Consider the following 23,883-nt stretch of genomic DNA (forward strand, 5'->3'; position numbering starts at 1 on the left):
GGCGGACTGGCCGTCATTAACCTCAATCTCTTTCATATATTCCATTAACCGCACGCGCAGGGTGCGGCTGTGGTTTATGGGGTCAATAACGGAGAGCACCACGCGGATCTCTTTATTCACGGCGTTAAGAGAGTCATTGCTGCGCACCAGCAGCCAGATGCTAACCGCAACGCTGGTCAGAAAGAGAATCATCATCAGTGAAAATACGAGCAGCGAAGATTTTTTCAGCGACATTTCAAATTTCCAGTTTACTAAGATTAGCCGGTATATCGGCTTTGCTGGCTTACTCCTTAGCTAATAAAACGCTGGTTAAGGCGTCGCTTACTTAAGCTAATGATTAAACGGGTAATGAGTCTTAAAAATAATACCGGACCAGTTGGTTCATAAAGCGGTGAATGGGGGTAAATGGCGCGATATTTCCAGGGGGGCTGTGTGAGACATTAACGCCTTTATCCGGCCGTCTGGCGTAAAACCGTGCCGTAGGGATTAGCGAAAATAACAATATGAAAAGATGAAAGCAGTGCAAAAGATTGATCAGTGCTATTTCATGACGTCAAGGTGAAAGCCTCTGGCGGCAGCCGGTCTGCTCTGCTGCCAGAAGCGCTAAGCTCGCGTTTATTCCGGCGAAGTGGCGTCGCCCTCGCCTAGCTCACGCTGCATAAGATGGGTATCCAGCCAGCTGCCGTGCTTAAAGCCAACGGCTTTCAGCACGCCGGTGGCTTGAAAGCCCAGCGCGCGGTGCAGGCCAATCGACGCCTGATTGCTGTTGCCTGCAATCACGGCGACGATCTGTCGGAAACCGCGCGCTTCGGCGAGACGAATAGCCTCCGTCAGCAGTGCGCGGCCTGCGCCACGGCCGGTATGCTCAGGGTCGAGATAGATCGAATCTTCCAGCGTGAAGCGATAGCCGTAACGGGGGCGATAGGGCGCAAGTTAGCAGTAGCCAATCAGGATCTCTTCCTCCATAGCCACCAGCCAGATCCCGCCTTTCTCCAGCAGCGCGTTAAGCCGGTTCTGCATCTCCTCAACGCCAGGGGGATCGGTTTCAAAAGTGGCACTGCCGTGCAGCACATGCCAGGCATAGATGTGCTGTATTGCCGGTATATGACAGGCTGTAGCGGGAAGAATGCGCATAACGTCCTCGTTGGCGACCTTGATAACGCCATCCTACACCTGCGATCGCCTGTTAGCAGCAGCGCGCGCCATAGGAAAAAGTGATGGCTCAACTCTGCTCCATGACCAGCACCGCCAGGGTATCCGGCTCCAGCGCGCGAAAAACGTGCTCCTCATCGCCCGCGTAACAGATGTAGTCGCCGGGATGCAGTTCAACGGGCGATGCCTTCGGACCTACCAGCGCGCGGCCCTGAGTGAGAATAATATGCTCGATAGTACCGGGCGAGTGGGGCAGCGAGCCGCGTTCGCTGCCGGGCTGCGTATTCAGCAGATAGATGTCGCGCCGCGCGCCGGGCGGACAGGTCGCCAGCAGCACCGCCTGATAGTCCGCCAGCTCGGCGGTGACAGTCGGCCCTTCGCCGCGTCGGATTATCTGCATCCGTTTCTCTTCCGGCTCCATCAGGCGCGCGAAGGGAATGTTCAGCGCGACACACAGCGCCCAAAGCGTTTCAATACCGGGATTGCCATTGCCAGCTTCAAGCTGCGACAGGGTAGACTTGGCGATACCGGCGCGGCGCGCAACTTCAGCCAGCGAAAGACCGGCGCGCTGACGCTCGCGCACCAGGCTATGGGCAATAATCGTGATCGGGGTCACGTTCACTCCTGTTTTCTAAACCGAACGGATCGTTCGTATTGTAAAACAATCCTGCGGTGTTCATTATAATGGAAAATTCGTTCGTTATAAGAAGGATTTGTGATGAAGAGGTCTCGCTTTCCCCTAAACCGGGAAGTGGTCAAAGCCATTATTCTGGTCTGTCTGGCCGACGGCATCGTCGGATTATCCTACGGCTCGCTGGCCAGCGCTGACGGCTTTCCGCTCTGGGTGCCTGTGGCGCTGTCGACGCTGGTGCTGGCTGGTGCCTCAGAATTTCTTTTTATCGGCATTGTGGCGGGCGGCGGCAGTCCGCTTACTGCGGCGCTGGCTGGTCTGCTGGTCAATGCGCGCCACCTGCCGTTTGGCATCGCGGTGAAGGATCTGGTGGGGAAGGGCGCGCGCGGCCTGGTCGGCTGCCACATCATGAATGATGAAAGCGTGGTGTTCGGTATTTCCCAGTCGACGCTGGCGCAGCGCCGGGCCGCATTCTGGCTGTGTGGCCTCGGCATCGGCCTGATCTGGCCGCTGACGGTAATCACCGGCGCCGCCATCGGCCAGTTTATTCCCGACGTCTCTGCCATCGGGCTGGACGCCGTGTTTCCGGCCATTCTCATCGCGCTGATATTCCCGGCACTGCGCCAGCGCCGCACGCTGATCCCGGCGTCAGGCGGCGCGCTGCTGTCGATTCTGGCGACGCCTTTCGTTCCGGCGGGCATGCCGGTGCTGTTTTCACTGCTGGGATTACTGTCGTGGAGGATGCGTAAATGAGCCATCAGGCCCTGATAATTGCGGGTATCGCGCTGCTGGCGTCCGGCACCTATCTGATACGGCTGGCGGGCGTTAAGCTCGGCAACCGGCTGCCGATTGCCGAACGAACCCAAACCATGCTGTCGGACGCGGCGACGATTTTGCTGCTGGCAGTTGCCTCGACCAGCACGCTGTTCGAAGGCCAGCAGTTTGCCGGCATGGCGCGGGTGCTGGGCGTCGCCTTCGCCATCTTCCTCGCCTGGCGCAAGGCGCCGCTGATCGCGGTGATTATCGGTGCCGCCATGATGACCGCCGCGCTGCGCTACTGCGGCGTGCCCTGAGCGTCGCGCCACTGCGCCAGCGTTATCTCAAAAGTCAGAGTGGCGGGCGCGTCGGGCACATCGTAAACGTGCCCGTTCACCGTAAAGCCCGCCTTCTCCAGCACGCGCTGGGAGGCGAGATGGTCTGGCCGCACCGCGGCGTCGATAACCTGCAGCCCGCACTCCTCAAAGCCATAGCGCACCATCGTGCGGGTAAACTCGGTTGCCAGGCCCTGGCCCCAGGCATGGGTCGCCAGGCGATAACCCAGGTTATTTACCGGTCTGCCGCCAAATTCGCGCAGGGTGAAACCACCGAAGCCCAGAATCTCACCGGGGGCCTCGCGCTGAATCAGCGCCATATTGCCTAAGCCGTGCTGCTGCCAGTGCGCAATCCAGCGATCCAGCAGCTGCTGCGCTTCGTCCAGATTCTCCAGCGGCCCGGCGGGGTTGAAGGCATTGGTGGCGGGATCGCCATAAATACGCATCAGCATTTCTCTGTCCTGCGCGACAACGGGGCGCATCACTAACCGTTCGGAAATCAACTGCATGTTCAGATCCCTGTGGTGACAATGACCGGCGGTCATCCGTCCACCAGCATAGCCTGTTTTACGCCCTGAATAACGTGCGGCGTCAAGACGCGCGCTGTGGCGTCAGCAGCTTGCCCATTACGCTGTCGCGCTCAAGGATATTCAGCCTGCGCGCCAGCGGCAGAAAGCGGCGATCGTCGTTGGTGAGTTTAATCAGTTTGGGATGCGTCGCCGGCTCGCGCGCGCAGAGCAAAAACAGCGACATCTTCAGGCTGTCCCACTGGAATACGTCCTGATAGAAGAAGGCGGAGCTTTCGCACTTTTTCAGATAGCAGCTAAAGCCGGGCTGCTCCCGCATCACAATCTGGCAAAGAAAGTTGATGATGATATAGCTGCCGCGGTTGATGCCCTGACGGATCTCGGCAAAATCGCTGCGCTGGGTAATCTGCGCATAGTAGTCGTCGATGCCGATCTGCGTCAGCGGCATAATCAGCTCCAGCCAGCGGGCGATAAACGCGTTGCCCGGCGGCGAGGCAAGGAACCAGGCTTCCACCACGGGAAAAGCCTTGTCCACCGTGGTGCCGTCGCTGTAGTAGCCGACGATATCGTAGCCGCTACGCTGATGCACCCAGGAGAAGTCCTGATAAACCAGCGTTGAGCTGTCGACCCAGATGCCGCCGTAGCTTTTCAGCAGCGCGAGGCGGATCACGTCGCCTTTATGGGACATGCCGATCTGCGCGTAGTCAAAGCGCAGCCACGGCAGAAATTCCCTGACCGACTCGCGATTGAGCAGATGAATCTGATGGTCCGGGTTCATCTGCTTCATTTTGACGTAGAACGCCTGGATAAAGTCGGGCGGCGTCAGGTCGTCCCAGTACATCCAGATCACTTTTGGAATGGCGGGCGCCGGCGCAGCGGCTCGCCGACCGATATCTTTTACGTCGTTATCGTGCGCCTCTGAATAGGCCAGATCGGGGAAGCGAAAAAGACGCAGCTTATATAAAACATAAAGCAGGAGAAATTTTGCCGTTCTGAGATGTCGTTTCAGCTGTTCCATTTTTTTATCCGCTTGTTGATTAAGGATGCTGTTGTTCCAGCATTAACTTCCCGAGAATGCTTTCTGCGTCGAGAATGCGCAACTTACGGGCCAGCGGTAAAAACTGGCGGTCGCTGTTGGTCAGCTTAATCAATTTCGGATGGGTTGTGGGCTGGCGCGTACAGAGTAAAAACAGCGACATCTTCAGACAATTCCACTTAAAAACGTTCTGATAATAAAAGGCCGAGGTTTCGCATTTTTTCAGATAAAGGTTAACGCTATCCGCTTCGCGCATGGCAATCTGGCAGAGGTAATTAGTGGTTAAATAGCTGCCGCGCGGAATGCCCTGTTTAATGCGTTCAAAATCAGGACGATCTTTGATGCGGTTGTAGTAGTCATCGACGCTGATCTTGGTCAACGGCATGATCAGCTCCAGCCAGCGGCTGACAAAAGGGTTTTCAGGCGGCGCGCACATAAACCAGGTTTCGATCACCGGAAAACGCGCGTCCTGCGTATTGGCTTCGCTGTAATAGCCCACCATGTCATAGCCGCTGCGTTCATGCACCCAGCTGAAATCCTGATAAACCAGCGTCGAGCAGTCGACCCAGATCCCGCCGTAGCGCTTGAGGAGGGCGAGGCGAATGACGTCGCTTTTATGCGCCAGTCCAATCCCCTGAAAATCAAAATTCAGCGCAGGAAGATATTTTCTCAGGCTGTTGCGGTCGAGCAGTATAATTTCATGCGCCTGATTGATCGTCTTCATTTTTTTATGGAAGGCCATGATATGGTCAGGCGGGTTGGGACTGTCCCAGTACATCCAGATCACTTTTGGGATAGCTTTTTTTTCGCTGTCATGTCTGGTGAGAATATCTAATGCCTCATTTTCATGGCTATCCGAATAGGTGATATCGCTGAATGTGAATAATTTCAGTCGAAACAGGGCGTACAGACATAAAAAGCGTACAACCCTTATCTGGTATTTAAGGCGATCCATTGAACAACCTCTGATTAATGGCTTTGCTGGTGTCGGTTGAAAGAGGCATAGGCCCGTTTGCCGTGACAAACGGCCGGCATCAAAAATAAAAAAACGGTGGTCGAATGCTGAAATTTAACGATCTGTGATGTCGGTTCGCAATCCCTCTGTCGCTAAATCAGAGTTTAGCTAGCGGCTCTGATAAGCAGACATAAACCAATATTACCTGTTTTGTTGAGAAAGCTTCTCATTATCACAGTTGGTTTGTTAGGATGGCGACTCTTTTCGTCAGGTCAGGAAGGTTTTTCATGCAACACCCGCTGAACATTTTCTCCACGGCGCTGCTGGCGCTCAGCGTGGGTTTGACGCCCGCGATGCAGGCGAACGCCAGGCCGCACATGGCGCCGCTGGGCGACAACGTTGCCGATCGCGGCTCGGCGTTTTATCGCTTTACCAGCCAGACCTTCACCTCTGCCGACGGCCTGCGCCGCTATAAAGTCTGGCTTGGCGTGCCGAAGCAGGCGGCGCCGACAGCGGGCTTTCCCGTGCTCTACCTGCTGGATGGCAACGCGGCAATGGCGCGTCTCAGCGAAGATCGCCTGAAGCAGATGGCGGGACACCAGCCGCCGGCGCTGGTGGCGGTGGGGTATGACACCCGATTGCCGTTCGACGTCGAGGCGCGCGCGCTCGACTATACCCCGCCTGGCGGGCAGCGGGGCGATGCGCGGCATGAACGCTATCCAGGCGGCGGAAGTCACGCCTTTCGCGCGCTGCTGCTGGAGCAGATTATGCCCTGGGCGGAGAAACAGGCGAAAAGCGATCCGCAGCGGCGAGCGCTGTGGGGCCACTCCTACGGCGGACTCTTCGTGCTGGATACCCTCTATAGCAACGCCCCTTTCACTCACTATTTCAGCGCGGCCCCGTCGCTGGGCTGGCGCCATCAGCGCATCGTTGAGCTGGCGCGACAGGCCGTGCCGCAGGCGCTGAGCGGTAAAACCCTCTATTTGATCGAAGGGGACGGGCGCAGCGATCGTCATGAAGGGAAGAACGCCGCGCAGCTTAACGACGCCGATCGTGCGCTGATTGCTACGCTGCGCGATAAAGGCGTCAGCCTGCATGAAATACGTTATCCTGGTCAGACACACGGCGAGCTGCTGCCCTCTTCGCTTGAGGCGACGCTGAACGTCGTATCAGGTGCAAAGTAACGCACGCGTCGCGCTTATCCATCGCCCATAAAGGATCACCGCCATGAAAACGCCTCTGCATATCGGCATACTGCTTTTCCCGGATGTCACCCAGCTTGATCTCACGGGGCCTTTTGAGGTGTTCGCCCGCACGCCGGATGTGATGTGTCATCTGATCTGGAAAGAGAAACAGCCGGTGCGCTCGGATCGTGGCTTGATGCTGCTGCCGAGCTGCGATTTTAGCGACTGCCCGCCGCTGGATGTGATTTGCGTGCCGGGCGGGCCCGGCCAGGTTGCGCTAATGTCCGATAGCGAAACGCTGTGCTTTTTGCGCCGTCAGGCGGAGCAGGCGCAGTTCATCACTTCCGTATGCACCGGATCGCTGGTGCTGGGCGCCGCCGGGTTATTGCGCGGCTATCGCGCAACCTCGCACTGGAGCTCGCGCGATCAGCTGACGCTGTTAGGTGCGGAGCCGGTCGACGCGCGCGTGGTGCGCGACCGCAACCGGCTAACCGGCGCGGGCGTCACCTCAGGGATAGATTTTGCGCTGACGCTGGTGGCGGAGATACGGGGTCAGGCTGCTGCGCAGGCGATTCAGCTGCAGATGGAGTACGATCCTGAACCGCCGTTTCATGCCGGGTCGCCGCATTCCGCCTTGCCTGAGCAGGTCGAGGCCGCTCGCGCGCAGATGGCGGCTTTTATCGCCGTCAGACGCCGGGCAACAGAGCTGGCGGCACAGAAGCTTGCGCAAAGTAATGCATAATAAGCCGGGGCCTTCAGCAGGCGTGGCCCGGCAACGACATAATATAATAGTGATGACGTTATCGTTTATCCGCTGTTTAATTTGTTGAGGATCGTTTTCACCGACGCACTTAAATGCACGGTAGAAAGAGTGTTATTTTTCCGGTCATTCATTGCGTCTGTGAAATAGTCGGCATGGTGCGATAAATTACATAGCCTACAGGATGTTAGCGACCACATAATAGGTTAGCCACCCCACCGCGCTGGTGGCGGCGACAGCAAATATAACACATGCCAACACATTGATTCTTAGAGATCTCTCCACGTTTCCCGCTTCTTCTGTCCAGATTGAAATTGATGCAAAAGGGTAATTATTCCGGCAATAGTCTTACCGAATCAAAACAACAAAAATATGACCTGAATCAGTATCGGCTTATTTAAGCTGTCGCACTATGCTGGCCCGTTTAATTTAACTGCGATCCCGTCGCCGGTTGCCCGCACGGAGTAAGAAATGAATAACGACCGCAAGACATTGCAAAATGCCGCTTTAAAAGCGCGGCCGTGGTATCAGCATCGAAGCGAAGCCGTTTTTGCCGAACTGGATAGCTCCCCGCAGGGGCTGTCTGTTGACGAAGCGCAGGCGCGGCTGGCGAAAAATGGCCCCAACACGCTGCCGCAAAAGAAATCTCAGCCGGCCTGGCTGAGATTTCTGGCCCACTTCAACGATATGCTGATCTATATCCTGCTGGCGGCGGCGGTGATTACGGCGATCATGGGCCACTGGGTCGATACCTTTGTCATTCTCGGCGTGGCGGTAATCAACGCCTTCATCGGTTTTATACAGGAGAGCAACGCCGAGAAGTCATTGAAGGGCATACAAAATATGCTATCCAGTGAAGCGGTGGTGGTGCGCGGCGGCGAGATAATGACGGTGCCAGGCGAAACCCTCGTGCCTGGCGACGTGGTGATGCTGCGGCCTGGCGATCGCATTCCGGCGGATCTACGGCTGTTCGACGTGCATAACCTGCGCGTGGAAGAAGCTATCCTGACCGGCGAATCAACCGTCGTGTCGAAGCGCAGTGAGGCGCTCGAAGGGGATAAATCGCTGGGCGACCGGCTCAATCTCGCCTTCTCCGGCACCACCGTCAGTTCCGGCACCGCCTCAGGCGTGGCGATCGCTACCGGCCGCAACACCGAGCTGGGCCATATCAACGATATGATGAGCGACATTAAAAGCGCCAAAACGCCGCTGCTGCTGCAAATCGATAAGCTCGGCAAAGCGATTTTCGCGGCGATCCTGTTGATGATGGCCGGGCTCTTTGTTTTTGGCTACCTGTTGCGCGACATTCCGCTGCCCTCGCTGGCGCTGTCGGTGATCAGTCTGGCCGTGGCGGCGGTGCCTGAAGGTCTGCCAGCGATTATCTCGATTATTCTTTCGCTGGGCGTGCAGTCGATGGCGCGCAAAAACGCGATCATTCGCAAGCTGCCGACGGTCGAAACTTTGGGCGCCATGTCGGTGATCTGTTCTGACAAAACCGGCACCCTCACCATGAACGAGATGACGGTGAAAGCGGTCGTGCTGGCGGAAAGCCAGTGGCGCGTCAGCGGCGACAGCTATGAGCCGGTGGGCGAAATCGTGCCGGAAACGCCCGACAGCGGGCTTATCGCGGCGCAGGATCCGGTCATGTCGCGCTTTCTTACCGCCATCAATATCTGTAACGAAAGCCAGATCCAGCAGGATGCGGCAGGGCGCTGGCGCATCGTGGGCGGACCCACCGAGGGTGCGCTGAAAGTGCTGGCGGCGAAAGGCGGCGTTAAGACAGGTCAGCCGCAGCTGACAAGCAAGCTGCCGTTCGACTCGCTCTATAAATATATGGCGGTCAGCGGTGAAGCGGACGGCGAGGCCTGGGTGTTGATGACCGGCGCGCCAGACGTGCTGCTGTCGCTCTGCACGCATCAGCAGCGCGCCGATGGCGCACAGCCGCTGGATCGCGCCTACTGGGAGGCGGCAATTACCCGCTACGCCAGCGAAGGATTACGCACCGTCGCGGCGGCGTGGAAACGCGTGCCGAGCGCGATCGCCACGCTGGATCATGCGGATCTGCGCGAGGAGATGGTGCTGCTCGGCCTCGCCTGTATGATGGATCCGCCGCGTCCGGAAGCGGTCGCGGCTATCGACGACTGCCAGCAGGCTGGCATCCGCGTCAAGATGATCACCGGCGATCATCAGGAAACGGCCATGGCAATTGGCAAGATGCTGGGCATCAGCAACAGCGATAAGGCGCTGACCGGGCGCGATCTGGAACATATGAGCGACAGCGAGCTTGCTGAAGCGGCGCGGCAGTATGATATCTTCGCGCGCACCAGCCCGGAGCATAAGCTGCGTCTGGTGAAAGCGCTGGCCGCCAGCGGCGAAGTGGTCGGCATGACCGGCGATGGCGTCAACGACGCGCCGGCGCTGAAGCAGGCGAGCGTAGGCATTGCCATGGGCATCAAAGGCACGGAGGTGACCAAAGAGGCCGCCGATATGATCCTTGCCGATGACAACTTCGCTACCATCGCCGCCGCAGTGAAAGAGGGGCGGCGGGTCTACGATAACCTGATCAAAACCATTCTGTTTATTATGCCGACCTGCCTGGCGCAGGGGCTGCTGATTATTATCGCCATCCTGATGGGCAACCTGCTGCCGCTGACACCGGTTCAAATCCTCTGGATGAATATGGCGACCTCCGCCACGCTCTCATTCGGTCTGGCATTTGAAGCGGCCGAGGCGAATGTGATGCGCCGTCCGCCGCGCGACGTCAGCGCCTCAGTGATGGACGGTTACGCCGTCTGGCGCATGGTTTTTGTCGGTTTGCTGATCTCCGTCAGCGCCTTCGTTCTTGAGGCCTGGCTGCAGACGCGCGGCTACGAGCCGGAATTCATCCGCACCGTGCTGTTGCAGATGATGGTCACCGCGCAGTGGGTCTATATGCTGAACTGCCGCAGCACCAACAGCTTCTCGCTCGACAGGGGCATACTGAAAAATCGCGGCATCTGGCTGGTGAGCGGCGTGCTGATGCTGCTGCAGGCGCTGATTATCTATTTGCCGCTGATGAATACTCTGTTCGGCACGCGTCCGCTGCCGTTTAAATACTGGGTCATCGCCTTTATCGTCGGCGCAGCGATCTTTGTCGTCGTCGAGCTGGAAAAACAGCTGACGCGCCGCTGGCGCCGCGCCTGATTACCGGTGAAAACGCCCTGTTCGCAGGGCGTTTTTTTATCGGCGGCAGCTTACTTTGTGCAATAACATAATTAGGCGATGTGATGAGCGATCGGAGATTATTAATAATCTTGCTTATTCGCTGCATTCTCAGGCGTATTGATAGCAATGCTTCCTAATTCGCTGATTATAAACATTTTTCTTCAATTTCCTCCGCGTTGCTTTCTGCTTTTCTCTGTGAATAAATAAAGCCTGCAAACACAACAATATCGCCAGCGGCTCGATCCGCTGCGCCTGACGCCGCATGTAGGGTATTCTGCAGGGAAAATATGACTGACGAAAAAGCACGCCTGGCCAGGGAAATAAGGGCCAGAGTGGCCGATCTTGAGCCGCAACTGATCGCCATCCGGCGCGATATTCATGCGCATCCCGAACTCGGCTTCGATACCGTGCGTACCGCGGAGATTGTTGCCCGCTGGCTGCGCGCGCAGGGCCTTACCCCCCAAACAGGCGTCGGCCGCACCGGCGTGCTGGTAGACATTGTCGGCGCGCAGCCGGGTAAAACGCTGCTGCTGCGCGCGGATATGGACGCGCTGCCCATCCAGGAGCAGACCGGTCTCTCTTTCAGCAGCACGCTGCCAGGCAAAATGCACGCCTGCGGACACGACCTCCATACGGCCACGCTGCTTGGCGTCGCGGCGATCCTGCCGCACTACCGTCAGCAGCTGAAAGGCCGCGTGCGGCTTATCTTCCAGCCTGCGGAAGAAACGCCGGAAAGCGGCGCGGAGGCGATGATCGCCGATGGCGCCGCGGAAGGCGTAGACTGGGCCGTCACGCTGCACAACAAACCAGAGCTGGCGGCTGGCGACGTGGCGCTGACCCGAGGCGGCAGCACCGCCTCAAGCGACGAGTTTGACGTGCGGGTGCATGGCATGTCGACGCACGCCGCGCGGCCCCATATGGGGGTTGATCCCATTGTTGCCGCGGCTTCTCTGATTGGCCAGCTGCAAACGCTTATCTCGCGCGAGCGCGATCCTGCCCATTCCGCTGTGGTGACCATTGGCCATATCCAGGGCGGCACTACGCACAATATTATTCCTGACAGCTGCCTGCTTCAGGGCACTGTCCGCACGAAATCGCCGCAGGTACGCGCCGATATGGAAGCCGCGTTTCGTCGCATCTGCGCAGGCGTCGCGCTGGCGATGAACGTGCGCATCGAGGTGGAGTATCTGCGCGGCGTGCCGCCGCTAATGAATGACGACCGGCTGATTGACGCGCTGGAAGAGATTCTTTCGCATCAGTTCGCCAGGCCCATCGTCGCGAAACCGAGCGACAGCTTCGGCGCGGAAGACTTTTCCCTGTTTACCGAGCGCGCGCCGGGCTGCCAGATCCATATCGGCTCCGGCACGCCGGGCCGCGACGACCATCTGCATAACTCCGACTATCAGCCGGATGAACGCAGCATTGCCGCCGGCGCGCAGGCGATGGTGCGTCTGGCCATCGATCTGCTTTCTGACAATAACAACTGAGGATATCACTATGATGATGCGCAAAGGGCTGTTCGCGGCCACTCTCGCCCTGGGTCTGGCAGCCGTACCGGCGCTCAGCCTGGCAAAAGATTTTGGCACGCTGAAATTCGCCACCGAAGGCAGCTATCCTCCATTTAATCAGACCACGCCAAACGGTAAGATCGTCGGTTATGAGCCCGATATCGTGGCGGAGCTGGCGAAGCGCGTCGGCTTCAAATATGAGATCAGCGCCCAGAAGTGGTCAGGCATGATCCCCGGCCTGATCGACGGCAAATATGATGCGGTTATCGACGCGGTGACGGTCACGCCGAAGCGCGCTGAAGCGATCGACTTTACCCAGCAGTACACCGTCAGCGTCTCCAGCTTCGTGACGGCCAAAAACTCGCCGCTGGCGACGCTGCCTGGCACCGGCAGCGTGGTGACGGCCGATGACGCCACCGGCATGCAGAAAGCGATCGATGAACTGAAAACCCGCTTCAAGGGCAAAACCATCGCGGTGCAGGTCGCGACCATTCAGGCGGACTTCCTGCAAAAATATCTGGGCGACGTCGCCACGGTCCGTACCTATCAGGCTGGCCCGGAAACCTTTGCCGATCTGATGAACGGCCGCGTAGATGCGGTGATGGCGTCGCGCACCAATCTTAACGCCTTTGTGAAAAAGCATGCAGACGCCATCAGCAGCAGCGGCTATGGATTTAGCGGCGGCGTGCTGGGCGCGGGATCGGCGATCGGCCTGCGCAAAGGCAACGCAGAGCTGAAGGCGGCGCTTGACGACGCGCTTGCTGCAATGATTAAAGACGGCACGCTGAGCAAACTTTCCATCAAATGGTTCGGCGAAGACGTCGCGCCGAAAGCCTGATAGCCGATGTTGACGCAAATCGACTGGCAGCTCATTGGCTTCGGCGACGAAGGCTGGGGCGGCGTGCTGCTGAGCGCCGCCACGGTCACGGTAACCGTTTCACTCTGCGCGTGGCTGCTGGGCGCGGCGCTGGGCAGCCTGCTGTGCTGGATGCAGATTGCCGGATCGCGCTGGCAGCGGCGTCTGGCGGCGGGCTATATCACGCTGTTTCGCGGCGTGCCGGAACTGCTGGTGATCTACCTGTTTTACTTCGGCGGCCGTCAGGTGCTCTCTTCGGTCGGGACCGCGCTGGGCATGCAGGGGCCGTTCGATATCAACGGTTTTATCGCCGGCGCGATCGCCATCGGGCTGATCTCCGGCGCCTACCAGAGCGGGGTGTTTCGCGGCGCGTTCTACGCCATTCCGCGCGGCACGCTGGAGGCGGCGACGGTCACGGGCATGGGGCGGCTGATGCTGTTCCGCCGCATGATTGTGCCCCAGGCGCTGCGTACCGCGCTGCCGGGCATGGGCAATCAGTGGCAGTCGGTGATCAAAGAGTCGGCGCTGGTTTCGGTGACCGGACTGGTGGAAACCATGAATCAGATCACCACTGCCGCCAACTCCACGCAGATGTCATTTTTCTTCTACAGCGTCGGCGCCGTGATCTATCTGATTATCACCACCTGCTCCGACTGGGTCTTCCGCGCGGTAGAGAAGTTCGCGATGCGCGGCCAGCAGCGCGCTAACGTTTAAGGAAAGCCGATGGACCTCCCTTTTTTGCAGGAAACCCTGCTGGCGCTGCTGAAAGGCCTGCCGCTGACCATTAATCTGGCGGTATTGTCGCTGCTGGGCGGCGGCCTGCTGGCGCTGGGGCTGAACCTGCTGCGTCAGACGCGCGCTGGCGGCTATTTCGCCCGTTTTTACGTCTGGCTGTTTCGCGGCACGCCGCTGCTGATTCAGATTTTTATGATCTACTACGGCCTGGGCAGTTTGCCAGCGGTGCGTGAAAGCGTGCTCTGGCCGCTGCTGCGCGATCCTTACTGGTGCGGTCTGCTGGCGCTGATCCTCAACGACGTGGCCTATACCTCGGAAATTTTGCGCGGCGGTTTCAACGCGGTCAGCCCGCAGTCGCTGGAGGCGGCCAGGGTCTGCGGCATGTCGTCGCATAAAATTTTCACCCGCATTACCCTACCTGTCGCCATCCGACAGGCGCTGCCCGCCTACGGCAACGAAATTATCTCCATGCTCAAGTCCACTTCGCTGGTCAGTACCATTAGCCTGATGGAGATGACCGGCATTGCCGACTCTATCGTCTCCTCTACCTTCCGCGCGCTGGAAGTTTTCCTCAGCGCGGCGGCGATCTATCTGCTGCTCAGCATACTGGTGAGCAAAGGCGTCTCCCTGCTGGAGCGGCGCCTCTCCCCCTACTACTTTGGAGCGCGTTCATGACCCAACCCACTATCATGCTGAGCCACCTCAGAAAAAGTTACGCGGGACATGAAGTGCTGCACGACATCAGCCTCACGGCGCAGGACGGCGATGTCATCTCGCTGATCGGCGCCAGCGGATCGGGCAAAAGCACGCTGCTGCGCTGTATTCCCTTTCTCGAAGTGCCGCAGGCGGGTACGATCGCCGTGGGCGAGAACAGCGTGACGCTGGATAACGCCGATGAAAAGCTGAGTCGCGCGCAGCGCCAGCGCATTAAGCAGATGCGGATGCAGCTCGGCTTTGTGTTTCAGAGCTTTAATCTTTGGCCGCACAAGACGGTGATGCAGAACATCATCGAAGCGCCGGTGCACGTACAGAAGCGCAACGCTAAAGAGGCGATGGAAGAGGCCGAGGCGCTGCTGCATAAGGTGGGGCTCTACGCGAAGCGCGACGCCTGGCCATCGCAGCTGTCGGGCGGCCAGCAGCAGCGCGTGGCGATTGCGCGCGCGCTGGCGCAGCAGCCGAAGGCGATTCTGTTCGATGAACCGACCTCGGCGCTCGATCCCGAACTGGTAGGCGAGGTGCTGCGCGTGATCCGCGGCCTGGCGGAAGAGGGGCGCACGATGATTATTGTGACGCACGAGATGGGCTTCGCGCGTGACGTATCAAATAAGGCAGTGTTTCTGCATCAGGGCAGGGTGGAAGAGGAGGGCGCGCCGGAACAGCTGTTTCTCGACCCTGTTTCGCCGCGCTGCCGTGCGTTTGTGAGCAGCCACTTCCAGCGCAATGCGAGCTAGCCGCAGTCAGAACGACACCACCTCAACCAGCTGGAAGGTTTCAAACACCAGCTCCATCTCAGGGTGAAAGGTGCCTTCGTTCTGGAAAAAGCGCTGATGCTCACGGCGCCAGCTCTCCAGACTCAGGTCATCTTCGCCCTCCAGCATCGCCATCTCCGGGGTCACGCGGTCAAAGCGGGTCAAAAAAAGGCCGGTAGTGCGGATTACGCAGCGCGGCTGCCCCGCGCCGTCGAGGATAATGCTGTAGCCGCCAGGCTCAGGCTTCGATGCGTCATCCTGCCATGCGTGCAGCGAGCCGCAGCTCGCCATCTTTTTACCGGCGATCACCAGCGTAACAAGACGGTCGGCCAGCTCGGCCGAGTCGCCAAACGCCCATGCCTGCGCCTTAGGGTATTTCTCAGTTAACTGCTCCAGCGAAACGGACATCAGATCACTCCCGATCGGGTGCGCCGCGGCCCTTTTTCGCGAGTGTAACAACGCGCAAATGCAAAACAGGCCAGCGGCAAAGGTAAGGTAAACAACAGCAGCAGCCACAGCAGCACATACACCGCGTCGACGCCGTCATTCTGCAAATTATTGTAGAGCTTAACCGGAATGCCCTGCGGAAAATAGGCAAAGATCATCACGATGCCGAACTCGCCGATAGCGCGCACCCAGGCGAGCGCCACGGCTGTCGCCAGGCCCGGTGCGGCGAGCGGCAGCGACAGCCGGCGGAATCGCTGCCAGGGTGACGCGCCCAGCGTGCGGCCCGCCTCCAGGATAGCCACGGGCACCGCGGCGAAGGCTGAGCGCGCCGCCGTAATAAACCAGGGCAGCGCGCCGTACCATTGCGCCAGCACAAAGGCGGCCGGGTTGTTGACCAGTTCCACGCCCATGCGCGCCAGCAGCGAGCCAGCCGGCCCGTAGGGACCATAGGCGCTGACTAGCAGAATGCCCATCGCCAGCGGCGGCGTCAGCAACGGGATCAGCACCAGTATCTCCACCACCGTCCGTGTCTTGCCGCGCGCCTGCGACAGCCACCAGGCGACAGGCAGACCGGTGACAATGATCAGCAGCAGCGAAATCATCCCCAGACCGGTCGAGATGGCGATAGCGTTGCCGTCGCCCCAGGCAAGATGAAAATGGTGCCAGCGCGTCAGGGCGATCAGCGTGGCAAAAGGCACGGCCAGCAGAGCAAGCGCAGGCAACGATAACCAGAGCGCGGACGAGGGGCGACGCTTAATCACAGGGAGAGCGTACTGCCTTTGGGCGCGGCGTAGCCATTCTGCTGGTAGAGCGCCTGACCCGCTTTGCTCAGCATAAAATCAACGAAGCGCTGTCCTGCTTTTTCGCCGTGTGGCGCATTTTTCAGCACCGCCGCGTAGTAGACCAGCGGCTGGGTGTGCAGGGTTTTCTCCTCGCCATTGCTGTCCTTTATCGTAAAGCTGACGGTGTCATACCACTTTTTAGCCTGCGCCGGGTTGCTCAAATTAATCTCGTCCGGCAGCGCGACATAGGGCAGATGCGCGGAGATGACTTCGCTTTCATAACCTGCCGCGGCGTCCACCTGGCCGCTCTCCAGCCGTGCCAGCAAACCGCCCTCCAGATGAGTCTGCGCCGGGTTCTGCACGCCGTCCATAATCTTGTCGGCCACGCCTGGCCTGTCGTAATACTTCTCCGCCAGCAGCAGCGAGAAGACAATATTTTGCCCTTTTGGATCGTTAACCGGATCGGTGCGGCCAAATTTCAGGCCCGGCGTCGCCAGCACCTTAAGCCAGCTGGCATCGCCCGCTTTTGCGGCGGCGGCAAATTGCTGCGCATAGGCGCCTTTTGGGCTATAGGCGATCACCATGCTGGTGCTGGCGACCGGGACGGCACTGTCGATCAGGCCTGCTGCTTTCAGGATCTGCATTGGGCCAGGCGTAACAGAGACAAAAACGTCGGCCGTGATTTTTTTGCTCGCCAGCAGTCGTGCCATGCCGTAGGCGCCCTGACCCTGTCCCTGATAGCTGCCGTTGTTCGCTTTGGCAAACGCCGGGCCTAAGCTCTCATCCATTACCTTGCCCATTGAACCGGCGTAGGCGACGCGAATATCGGTTGCCATGGCAGAAGCGCTACACAGAGCGGCGCTTATAAACACGACAAGCTTAAGCTTTTTCATTTGCACTCTCGTTATAAAGTAAAGTAAATAGCGATTATCGTGAGCTCGGGTCAGTCAGACAAGGGCCAGCCGTGCGGTAAAAAGACAAGAGGCGGCAGCACGAGGCGAAAAGTCGCACCGCGTTGAGGAAATGTTTAGGCTGCGCTTACCCGTGCCGGCCTGAGGCAGCAGCTATTTTTTGCGATGCTGCTTTGGCAGGCCGGTAGACAAAAACGCTTTTATCTCATCCTCAGGCCGGATAAAAGAGAGCCAGGACATGCCTGATATTGTCGCGCAGCGCATCTATCACCGCAGTTGACGTGGTGAATAAGCGATCCTCATCAATAATAAGTGAGCCGGCAAAAATGTAATGTCCGGCGTCAAAAGTGAATGCGGCTCTATGCAGCAGACCGGAGCCCTCCTTACTGATACATGAGGTTAACCATGACTATCGCTTCGCTTAACGAGTCATCTCGCGATCTTTCGCAGTTTGTCGGTACGCATTTTGTCTATACCTACGATAACGGCTGGAAGTATGAGTGGTATGCACGTAACGAAACTACCTGTGACTACCGAATTCATCAGGGCCTGGTCGGCGGGCGTTGGGTGACCAATCAGAAGATGAATGCCGTGCAGTTTGCGCCCGGCATCTTTAAGGTAGACTGGCACGAACCGACCGGCACCTGCGTCAGCCTGCTGTTCGATTTGAACCGCAAATTGCTGCACGGCACCATCTTTTTCCCCCAGTGGATTGCCGGAGAAGGGCAGCACCCTGAAAAAACCATCTGCTATCAGAATGAATTTATCGAAGATATGCATCGTTTCAGAGATGAAGGCCCTGCCTATCCCTACGTCATCATCCCTGAGTTTGCCGAAGTCACCTACATGAAAAATGAAGGACCAGATAACGACAGCGTGATCGACCGCGCGCCGGGACAGCTGCCTGAAAATTTCTTTGAAGGGAAATAATGACCTTGCGCTGCCGCGGTGCATCGCGACAGCGCGTACACATTTCCCCACAAGCCTTTGCCCTGACGTAAAAAAACATATCAACTGAATTGATCTGGTCGTGAAGAGGGTTTAACGCCCTTAGTTACGCTTCTATTCTCCTGATGTTGACATTATTTTCCCCTGACATATTTTTACATATTTGAGTGCCTTTTTATTAAGAGCAAATATAAATGCACTGCATATCAGCGCGTTAATAATAAAATCTATCTGGCGTAGTTAATTTTCTTCCTTTTGCAGGTAGGAATTATCCTGAATTTGATTTTCGCGAAAATAATAAACTCATTTGAGTTAAGCCTTTGGTCAGAAAGGGTAATTTCCGTGCAGGCTCCAGACTGGGTTTTTTAAATAAAGTTCCGACCTTGTTTTTATTTTCTTTTTTTACCGTCTGGCTTGCAACGGCTGGGTTTTGATTCAGACTTAAATCTCATTAGTTGTAAACGCTTTTGATTCGATTATATCAGGGTGTTTATTTCAACCGGGCATTTCATTAAGGGTGAAATATGGCTTCTTCTTCAAACAATGACGAACATCCGAATGCAGAAGAGGAAATACTGCATCTGGCTGAAGAAAAGCTGAGCGTATCGCGGGAAGAAGTTCTGGATGGATATGTCACTGTCAAACGCCAGACTTCAACTCATAGTGAGCCAGTGAGTCTACTGTTGCGCCGCGAACACGTTGAGGTTACGCATGTGCCAAAAAATGAGCGCATCGCGTCTATGCCGGATGTCAGGGAAGAGGAAGGCGTCCTTATCGTGCCGGTTGTTGAAGAAGAGGTTGAAATCATCCGCAGGCTGGTTTTGAAAGAGGAGCTGCATATCCGGCGAACGCATGAAGAGGTTCCCTGGGAAGAGAGCGTTCCACTACGTAAACAGCATGTCGAGATTAACCGGAAAAAAGACGATACCTAAGCCATCATCACGCAGGAGGAAATCATGGCACACGAAAAAATCGTAACAATGTTCAGTACCCTGGCGCAGGCCGAAGGGGCTAAGCGTAGCCTGATCAAGGCAGGTTTTGCCGAGCATGATATTGATGTGATTTCTGGCGAGCGTCTGAAATCGGAAGGACACGAAGCCCGTCATCCCGGCTTCTGGCAGCGACTCTTCGGCAACACGCTGGATGAAGAGCAGAGCGGCGTGTATGAAGATGCGATTAACTCAGGCAGCGTCGTGCTGACGTTGCGTGCCGAAGAAGAGAAGCTGCCGCGTGCCTACAGTATTCTGGATGCGCATGACACTGGCGAACTGCCCGCTGGCAATGGCCTGGCCCAGGATGACGGCTATACCGTTTCAACGGCGCAGAGCACAACTGGCGTAAACAGCGTGGCCGACAGCGGGCTGACACAGCCGGTTCGCACATCGCTGACTGGTGATGAAAGCGAAGAGGAAGTGCTGCGCCTGGCTGAAGAGCGCCTGGAGGTCGGCAAACGTCTGGTCAGTGAAGGGACCACGCGCGTCCGCCGCTATACGGTGACCGATCAGGTGTCAGAAAACATTTCACTGCAGGAGCAGCATGCAGACATCTTCCGCCGTTCGACCAGCGATTTGGCCGCAGCGGATAATGTCGACTGGGAAGATAAAACAATCGAAGTCGCCGAAACGCATGAGCAGCCGGTCATTAATAAAACCGCGCACATCAAAGAAGAAGTGGTGGTACGCACAGATCAGAGCGAACACGTTGAAAACATCACCGATTCCGTTCGTCGCCAGGAAGTGGACATCGATCGCGCAGACAGCCATCTCGCTAAGGATGCCCCTCTGACGGGTGCGGGCAGCGCGGCGGCAAAACCTGCAGGCGCTTTCAACACCAGGGGAACCACTGGCGTTGATGACGACATCGTTGAGAGAAGCGGCGTGTCAGGCGTTGAGGAAAAGGACAAAGCTGATCCTCTGCTGAAACGCCCTTAAGGTTCTGAACAGCCTGACGAGGCGTCGTCAGGTCTGGATCAGAACAGCTGCAGCGGGGAAGTCAGCGCGGTTGCCCTGGTGTTGGCTCGCTGCCAACCTCCCCGTCTGCACACATCAATCTATCGATATCGCCGCCTTTTTAAGACGTTTATTATATTGCCAGATGTTACCGAAAGTTTATTGTCAGCTTCGATAACTAGTCGGTATCGCTAAGCGTATGATTGAACAGGCCTTGCCTGAGGTGAACCTAACGGGTTTAACAGCGATTTATTAGCCCCGGCTTTTTTGGGTAGGGGCGCCTGAAAAGGCGAAGGTTGTAGCGATATAGTGCAGTTTTCATTGCCGCCAGAAGGAGCTAAACCATGTCTGAACGTCCCGATACCGAACCGCTGCCGGATGATGCGGAAATACCTGCTTACGAAGATGATGACACCGACCAGTAATTCACCTCGCCTGCGCACTGCGCAGGCGAAACATTGTTATCCCCTCAGACGCTCCGCCCAGTCGCTTATTTCATCGCCACTGCCCATATCTGGCTGAATCAGCCCGTTGATCATAAAGGTTGGCGAAACGTGCACGCCATTTTGACGCGCGTACTTGCAGTGCCACTTTATTTCGTTTTGCAGCTCTGCGCGGTCGAAGGGGGCGCGAGCATCTACGCCGCTGTAGCGCATCAGGCGCTCGATAATCTCTTCAGGTGTGGTTTGCATATTGGGGCCGCGACAGTGATCGGTAAACTCAAACTCCTCGCGATGATCGGCGACCGCCTGCATTACTGCTTTGGCTGCATCCTTACCGCCAGGCAGGGTCGAAGCCGCCAGAATATAGCGCACAATCAGGCCTGAATAGAGATGCCACGGCTGCGACTGCAGGCGGATTTTCAGCGTCATCTCTTTTTCGCCGACATATTCCAGCAGCGCATCAAGCTTATTGAAGGCGCGTACGGAAAAAGGGCAGGTTGGTTCCAGAAAAATTTCCAGCACGCGTGATCCCTGACCCCATTCCAGCGCATCAGCGGCAAATTTGTCTCTGCTCATTTTCTCTCTCCTGTTTGGTCTCAACTTTCTGCTTTTGAAAAAATTGCCCTGCCTCAGCACGTTACAGTAGCGTCGCAACACGCTCTTACCGGGCTCACAAAGCGCGCTTTTATGTCCAAAACTGCAGATCTTTTGAAAGCGCTTCCACAATGATAATCCCACTCTGTAAAAGTCGCCGAAAGCCCAGCGATACAGCTATAGTTAATGCCATGTTAACATTATCTCGCCTGCGCAGGTGTCGCCTGTGTGGTAAAAGTTATCACTGTTCCGGAGCCGGAAAGCGCTAGAAGAGGTTGATTTTGCTTACTAATCTTTCCTGGAAGACGATACACGACGTCATTATAAAAACTATTGAAGAGATGCTGGACGAGCAGCAAACGCTTAATGTGCCGACGCTGCGCGCGCGACTTAAAGAGCTGGCCGAAAGCGAAACCGATGAGGTGATGGTGTTATGCTACTGGCAGGCGAGCAAAGTGCTGACGCGACTGCCGCCTACCGTCACCGCCGACCAGCTGATGACCGCCGCCCGCCACGCTTTTCGCACTCCGCTCAATCACGATCTATTATAAAAGCGGCTCGGCACGCAGCGGTAAACTGCCGCTGGCGGAAAAAGGTAAAGTAAAACGTTTACAGCCATTTATGATGTACAAAGCAGCGTGCGTCAATTCAGTAAGGAACCGCTATGTCGCATTTCCGTCCAGTGGCGCTCCAGCACGCCAGCCGCCTGCTCAATCACGGTCCCACCATTCTGATTACCAGCCAGCATCCACAAACTCAGCGCCGCAACGTGATGGCAGCCGCCTGGTCGACGCCGGTAGAGTTCACGCCGCCGCGCCTGGCGATCGTGGTAGATAAGGCGACCTGGTCGCGGGAGCTGATCGAGTCGAGCGGCGCTTTTGGCGTCTGCGTGCCGGCGGCGGCTTTCGCCGATCTCACCTGTGCCGTTGGCAACAGCTCGGGGCGCGAGAAAGATAAATTCGCCACCTATAATATCCAGGCCATTGAGGGGCCGGAGCTTGGCGTGCCGCTGCTGGAGGCGAGCTGCGTCGCCTGGCTGGAGTGTCGGCTGCTGCCGGCAACAGAGGCGCAGCAAAACTACGACACCTTGTTCGGCGAAGTGGTGGCGGCAGCGGCTGACAGTCGAGTGTTTTATGACGGACGCTGGCATTTCAGCGCCGAAAACCGCGCGCTTCACACGTTGCACCATCTTGGCGGCGGGCAGTTCGTGACCGTTGCGAACAGCTTTAGCGCCAACCTGTCTTGAGCGCCTTTACACCTTAGCGAGGAAAAGCATGAAATATAAAAGTTACGCGGCCATGGCGGCCGGGGAAGCGCTTCAACCCTATGAGTACGATCCTGGCCAGCTGGCTGCAGAGGATGTGGAAGTTGAAGTCGATTACTGTGGCGTGTGCCACTCCGATCTCTCGATGATTGACAATGAGTGGGGTATCTCAGCCTATCCGCTCATTGCCGGTCATGAAGTTATTGGCCGCGTTACCGCGCTGGGTGACAGCGCGAAAAATAAAGGCCTGAGCCTGGGGCAGCGTGTCGGTATCGGCTGGACAGCTAAAAGCTGTGAGTATTGTGACGCCTGCATCAACGGCCAGCAGGTAAACTGCGTCAACAACAACGTTCCCACCATCAGCAACCATGGCGGCTTCGCCAGCCACCTGCGCGCTAACTGGCAATGGGTGATCCCGCTGCCAGAAAATCTTGATCCCGCGACCGCAGGTCCGCTGCTGTGCGGCGGTATTACCGTCTTTAAGCCGCTGTTGATGCATAACATTACCGCGACCAGCCGCGTCGGCGTGATTGGCATTGGCGGCCTTGGCCATATGGCGATCAAACTGCTGCGCGCGCTGGGTGCGGAAGTCACGGCGTTCAGCTCGTCGCCTGCTAAAACTGAAACCATTAAACAGATGGGCGCAGATTACGTCGTCAACAGTCGCGATCCTGAGGCCCTGAACAAGCTGGCCGGTCAGTTTGATCTGATTATCAGCACCGTGGCGGTCGACCTTGACTGGCAGCCCTATTTTCAGGCGCTGGCGGCCAACGGTCGTTTCCATACCGTTGGTGCGGTGATGAAGCCGTTCGAGGTGCAGGCGTTCAACCTGATCCTCGGCGACCGCGGCGTCACCGGCTCCTCTACCGGTTCGCCGGGCCAGCTGCGCTCGCTGCTTCGTCTGGCGTCGCGCACGGATGTTGCGCCGACGGTGGAGTATTTCCCCATGTCGAAAATCAATGACGCGCTCGATCACCTGCGCGCCGGTAAGGCGCACTACCGCATCGTGCTAAAAGCGGACTTCTGATGAACAGGCGCGCCTCGGGGCGCGCTTTTCTCGCCAGCAGCATCCACAGGGAAACGCCCTGTCTGAACGATCACAGCGGTTTATTTATGTTGTCGTAAATCGCGTTAAGGTCGTTATTTTTCTTTGTGTACGATTTGATAAGGCATTGCTTATCGCTTTTACATGCCTGTCTGCTTTTCAGCCACTCCGCCTGAGCATCCCTCATGCTATCGCGCGCCCCCATACCGAATAGCCCTGCCAGGAATCTATATTTGGTTGCTATTTCAACATCGAGATCGTTTAGTCTTCTGTCTGCGCAAATTGTTTTTTCATCTGGCAGAGATGCCTTGCTGCAGTCAAAACTGGCGGCACTCGCTGTGGCTGTGATAGAGAGAAGAGATAAAAAAATAAATGCTTTTCTCATGATGGTA

25 protein-coding genes and 2 pseudogenes are annotated in these 23,883 nt (G+C 57.2%); 16 read left to right on the top strand and 11 right to left on the bottom strand.

All coding sequences use genetic code 11. The annotated features are described in order from the left end of the window. From Q9R34_RS16600 to Q9R34_RS16610, 3 genes and pseudogenes are all read right to left on the bottom strand, one after another. Positions 1–234 (bottom strand): annotated as a pseudogene (locus tag Q9R34_RS16600) (methyl-accepting chemotaxis protein); the annotation flags it as partial. Between the two features lie 381 nt (positions 235–615). Beyond that, positions 616–1,134 (bottom strand): annotated as a pseudogene (locus Q9R34_RS16605) (GNAT family N-acetyltransferase). A gap of 88 nt (positions 1,135–1,222) precedes the next feature. After that, positions 1,223–1,768, bottom strand: coding sequence for a helix-turn-helix domain-containing protein (locus Q9R34_RS16610; protein ID WP_485895116.1), 546 nt, complete (start codon positions 1,766–1,768; stop codon positions 1,223–1,225). A 102-nt stretch (positions 1,769–1,870) separates the two neighbouring features. Between Q9R34_RS16610 and Q9R34_RS16615 the strand changes: the two genes are divergently transcribed. Both Q9R34_RS16615 and Q9R34_RS16620 read left to right on the top strand, forming a co-directional pair. Then, positions 1,871–2,536 (top strand): AzlC family ABC transporter permease, encoded by a 666-nt coding sequence (locus Q9R34_RS16615; protein ID WP_485895118.1) that lies wholly within the window; start codon positions 1,871–1,873, stop codon positions 2,534–2,536. Next, positions 2,533–2,856 (top strand): AzlD domain-containing protein, encoded by a 324-nt coding sequence (locus tag Q9R34_RS16620; protein WP_434123472.1) that lies wholly within the window; start codon positions 2,533–2,535, stop codon positions 2,854–2,856. The genes Q9R34_RS16615 and Q9R34_RS16620 overlap by 4 nt, the downstream gene beginning before the upstream one ends. Here Q9R34_RS16620 and Q9R34_RS16625 read toward each other — a convergent pair. The 3 genes from Q9R34_RS16625 to Q9R34_RS16635 form a co-directional block, all read right to left on the bottom strand. Next, entirely contained in the window at positions 2,838–3,383 is a 546-nt protein-coding gene (locus tag Q9R34_RS16625) for a GNAT family N-acetyltransferase (RefSeq protein ID WP_485895120.1), read from the bottom strand. The two genes, Q9R34_RS16620 and Q9R34_RS16625, sit on opposite strands and share 19 nt — an antisense overlap. An 82-nt stretch (positions 3,384–3,465) precedes the next feature. Continuing rightward, the gene (locus Q9R34_RS16630) at positions 3,466–4,419 is read right to left on the bottom strand and encodes a glycosyltransferase family 32 protein (protein ID WP_485895122.1); all 954 of its coding nucleotides are present in this window, start codon (positions 4,417–4,419) and stop codon (positions 3,466–3,468) included. Positions 4,420–4,438: 19 nt separating this feature from the next. Continuing rightward, positions 4,439–5,392 (bottom strand): glycosyltransferase family 32 protein, encoded by a 954-nt coding sequence (locus Q9R34_RS16635; protein WP_485895124.1) that lies wholly within the window; start codon positions 5,390–5,392, stop codon positions 4,439–4,441. Between the two features lie 287 nt (positions 5,393–5,679). On the opposite strand from Q9R34_RS16635, the gene Q9R34_RS16640 reads away from it, so the two are divergent. The 8 genes from Q9R34_RS16640 to Q9R34_RS16675 all read left to right on the top strand — a co-directional run bounded on the left by Q9R34_RS16640 (position 5,680) and on the right by Q9R34_RS16675 (position 15,090). Beyond that, positions 5,680–6,576, top strand: a complete 897-nt coding sequence (locus tag Q9R34_RS16640; protein WP_485895126.1) for an alpha/beta hydrolase — start codon at positions 5,680–5,682, stop codon at positions 6,574–6,576. Positions 6,577–6,619: 43 nt separating this feature from the next. After that, positions 6,620–7,318, top strand: coding sequence for a DJ-1/PfpI family protein (locus Q9R34_RS16645; protein WP_485895128.1), 699 nt, complete (start codon positions 6,620–6,622; stop codon positions 7,316–7,318). Positions 7,319–7,807: 489 nt separating this feature from the next. Then, positions 7,808–10,519, top strand: coding sequence for a cation-transporting P-type ATPase (locus tag Q9R34_RS16650; RefSeq protein WP_485895130.1), 2,712 nt, complete (start codon positions 7,808–7,810; stop codon positions 10,517–10,519). A gap of 308 nt (positions 10,520–10,827) precedes the next feature. Then, positions 10,828–12,027, top strand: a complete 1,200-nt coding sequence (locus Q9R34_RS16655; protein WP_485895132.1) for a M20 metallopeptidase family protein — start codon at positions 10,828–10,830, stop codon at positions 12,025–12,027. A gap of 10 nt (positions 12,028–12,037) precedes the next feature. After that, positions 12,038–12,886 carry a transporter substrate-binding domain-containing protein gene (locus tag Q9R34_RS16660; protein ID WP_485895133.1) on the top strand — a complete coding sequence of 283 codons (849 nt, stop codon included), beginning with the start codon at positions 12,038–12,040 and terminating at the stop codon, positions 12,884–12,886. A 6-nt stretch (positions 12,887–12,892) separates the two neighbouring features. After that, entirely contained in the window at positions 12,893–13,618 is a 726-nt protein-coding gene (locus Q9R34_RS16665; protein WP_485895135.1) for an ABC transporter permease, read from the top strand. Positions 13,619–13,627: 9 nt separating this feature from the next. Continuing rightward, entirely contained in the window at positions 13,628–14,314 is a 687-nt protein-coding gene (locus Q9R34_RS16670; RefSeq protein ID WP_485895137.1) for an ABC transporter permease, read from the top strand. Continuing rightward, complete coding sequence (locus Q9R34_RS16675) at positions 14,311–15,090, top strand: ABC transporter ATP-binding protein (RefSeq protein WP_434123459.1); 780 nt, start codon at positions 14,311–14,313, stop codon at positions 15,088–15,090. The genes Q9R34_RS16670 and Q9R34_RS16675 overlap by 4 nt, the downstream gene beginning before the upstream one ends. A gap of 6 nt (positions 15,091–15,096) precedes the next feature. On the opposite strand, the gene Q9R34_RS16680 is transcribed toward Q9R34_RS16675, so the two are convergent. The 3 genes from Q9R34_RS16680 to Q9R34_RS16690 are packed head-to-tail and all read right to left on the bottom strand — an operon-like array spanning position 15,097 to position 17,230. Then, complete coding sequence (locus Q9R34_RS16680) at positions 15,097–15,516, bottom strand: ASCH domain-containing protein (RefSeq protein WP_485895139.1); 420 nt, start codon at positions 15,514–15,516, stop codon at positions 15,097–15,099. Then, on the bottom strand, positions 15,516–16,313 hold the full coding sequence (locus Q9R34_RS16685; RefSeq protein ID WP_485895294.1) for a molybdate ABC transporter permease subunit: 798 nt from the start codon (positions 16,311–16,313) through the stop codon (positions 15,516–15,518). Before Q9R34_RS16685 ends, Q9R34_RS16680 begins: the two co-directional genes overlap by 1 nt. After that, the gene (locus Q9R34_RS16690; RefSeq protein WP_485895141.1) at positions 16,313–17,230 is read right to left on the bottom strand and encodes an extracellular solute-binding protein; all 918 of its coding nucleotides are present in this window, start codon (positions 17,228–17,230) and stop codon (positions 16,313–16,315) included. Before Q9R34_RS16690 ends, Q9R34_RS16685 begins: the two co-directional genes overlap by 1 nt. 423 nt (positions 17,231–17,653) lie before the next feature. Here Q9R34_RS16690 and Q9R34_RS16695 point away from each other — a divergent pair, with 423 nt between their 5' ends. The 3 genes from Q9R34_RS16695 to Q9R34_RS16705 all read left to right on the top strand — a co-directional run bounded on the left by Q9R34_RS16695 (position 17,654) and on the right by Q9R34_RS16705 (position 20,127). Next, positions 17,654–18,178, top strand: a complete 525-nt coding sequence (locus Q9R34_RS16695) for a phenolic acid decarboxylase (RefSeq protein WP_033748190.1) — start codon at positions 17,654–17,656, stop codon at positions 18,176–18,178. Positions 18,179–18,720: 542 nt separating this feature from the next. Further along, the gene (locus Q9R34_RS16700) at positions 18,721–19,128 is read left to right on the top strand and encodes a DUF2382 domain-containing protein (RefSeq protein ID WP_485895143.1); all 408 of its coding nucleotides are present in this window, start codon (positions 18,721–18,723) and stop codon (positions 19,126–19,128) included. Positions 19,129–19,152: 24 nt separating this feature from the next. Continuing rightward, complete coding sequence (locus tag Q9R34_RS16705) at positions 19,153–20,127, top strand: YsnF/AvaK domain-containing protein (protein ID WP_485895145.1); 975 nt, start codon at positions 19,153–19,155, stop codon at positions 20,125–20,127. Between the two features lie 479 nt (positions 20,128–20,606). Here Q9R34_RS16705 and Q9R34_RS16710 read toward each other — a convergent pair whose 3' ends face one another. Then, positions 20,607–21,164: a DsbA family protein gene (locus Q9R34_RS16710; RefSeq protein ID WP_434123453.1), complete on the bottom strand. Its 558-nt coding sequence runs from the start codon at positions 21,162–21,164 to the stop codon at positions 20,607–20,609. Between the two features lie 299 nt (positions 21,165–21,463). Here Q9R34_RS16710 and Q9R34_RS16715 point away from each other — a divergent pair, with 299 nt between their 5' ends. From Q9R34_RS16715 to ahr, 3 genes are all read left to right on the top strand, one after another. Then, the gene (locus tag Q9R34_RS16715; RefSeq protein WP_434123452.1) at positions 21,464–21,733 is read left to right on the top strand and encodes a hypothetical protein; all 270 of its coding nucleotides are present in this window, start codon (positions 21,464–21,466) and stop codon (positions 21,731–21,733) included. Between the two features lie 113 nt (positions 21,734–21,846). Then, positions 21,847–22,428: a flavin reductase family protein gene (locus Q9R34_RS16720; protein WP_485895147.1), complete on the top strand. Its 582-nt coding sequence runs from the start codon at positions 21,847–21,849 to the stop codon at positions 22,426–22,428. A 28-nt stretch (positions 22,429–22,456) separates the two neighbouring features. Then, positions 22,457–23,473, top strand: a complete 1,017-nt coding sequence (gene ahr / locus Q9R34_RS16725; RefSeq protein WP_434123450.1) for an NADPH-dependent aldehyde reductase Ahr — start codon at positions 22,457–22,459, stop codon at positions 23,471–23,473. Between the two features lie 70 nt (positions 23,474–23,543). Here the strand turns inward: ahr and Q9R34_RS16730 are convergent, their stop codons facing one another. Then, complete coding sequence (locus Q9R34_RS16730) at positions 23,544–23,876, bottom strand: lysozyme inhibitor LprI family protein (RefSeq protein ID WP_485895150.1); 333 nt, start codon at positions 23,874–23,876, stop codon at positions 23,544–23,546. Positions 23,877–23,883 lie beyond the last annotated feature (7 nt).

The sequence above is a fragment of the Enterobacter sp. BRE11 genome (assembly GCF_031844285.1).
In the GTDB taxonomy this organism is placed as follows: domain Bacteria; phylum Pseudomonadota; class Gammaproteobacteria; order Enterobacterales; family Enterobacteriaceae; genus Pantoea.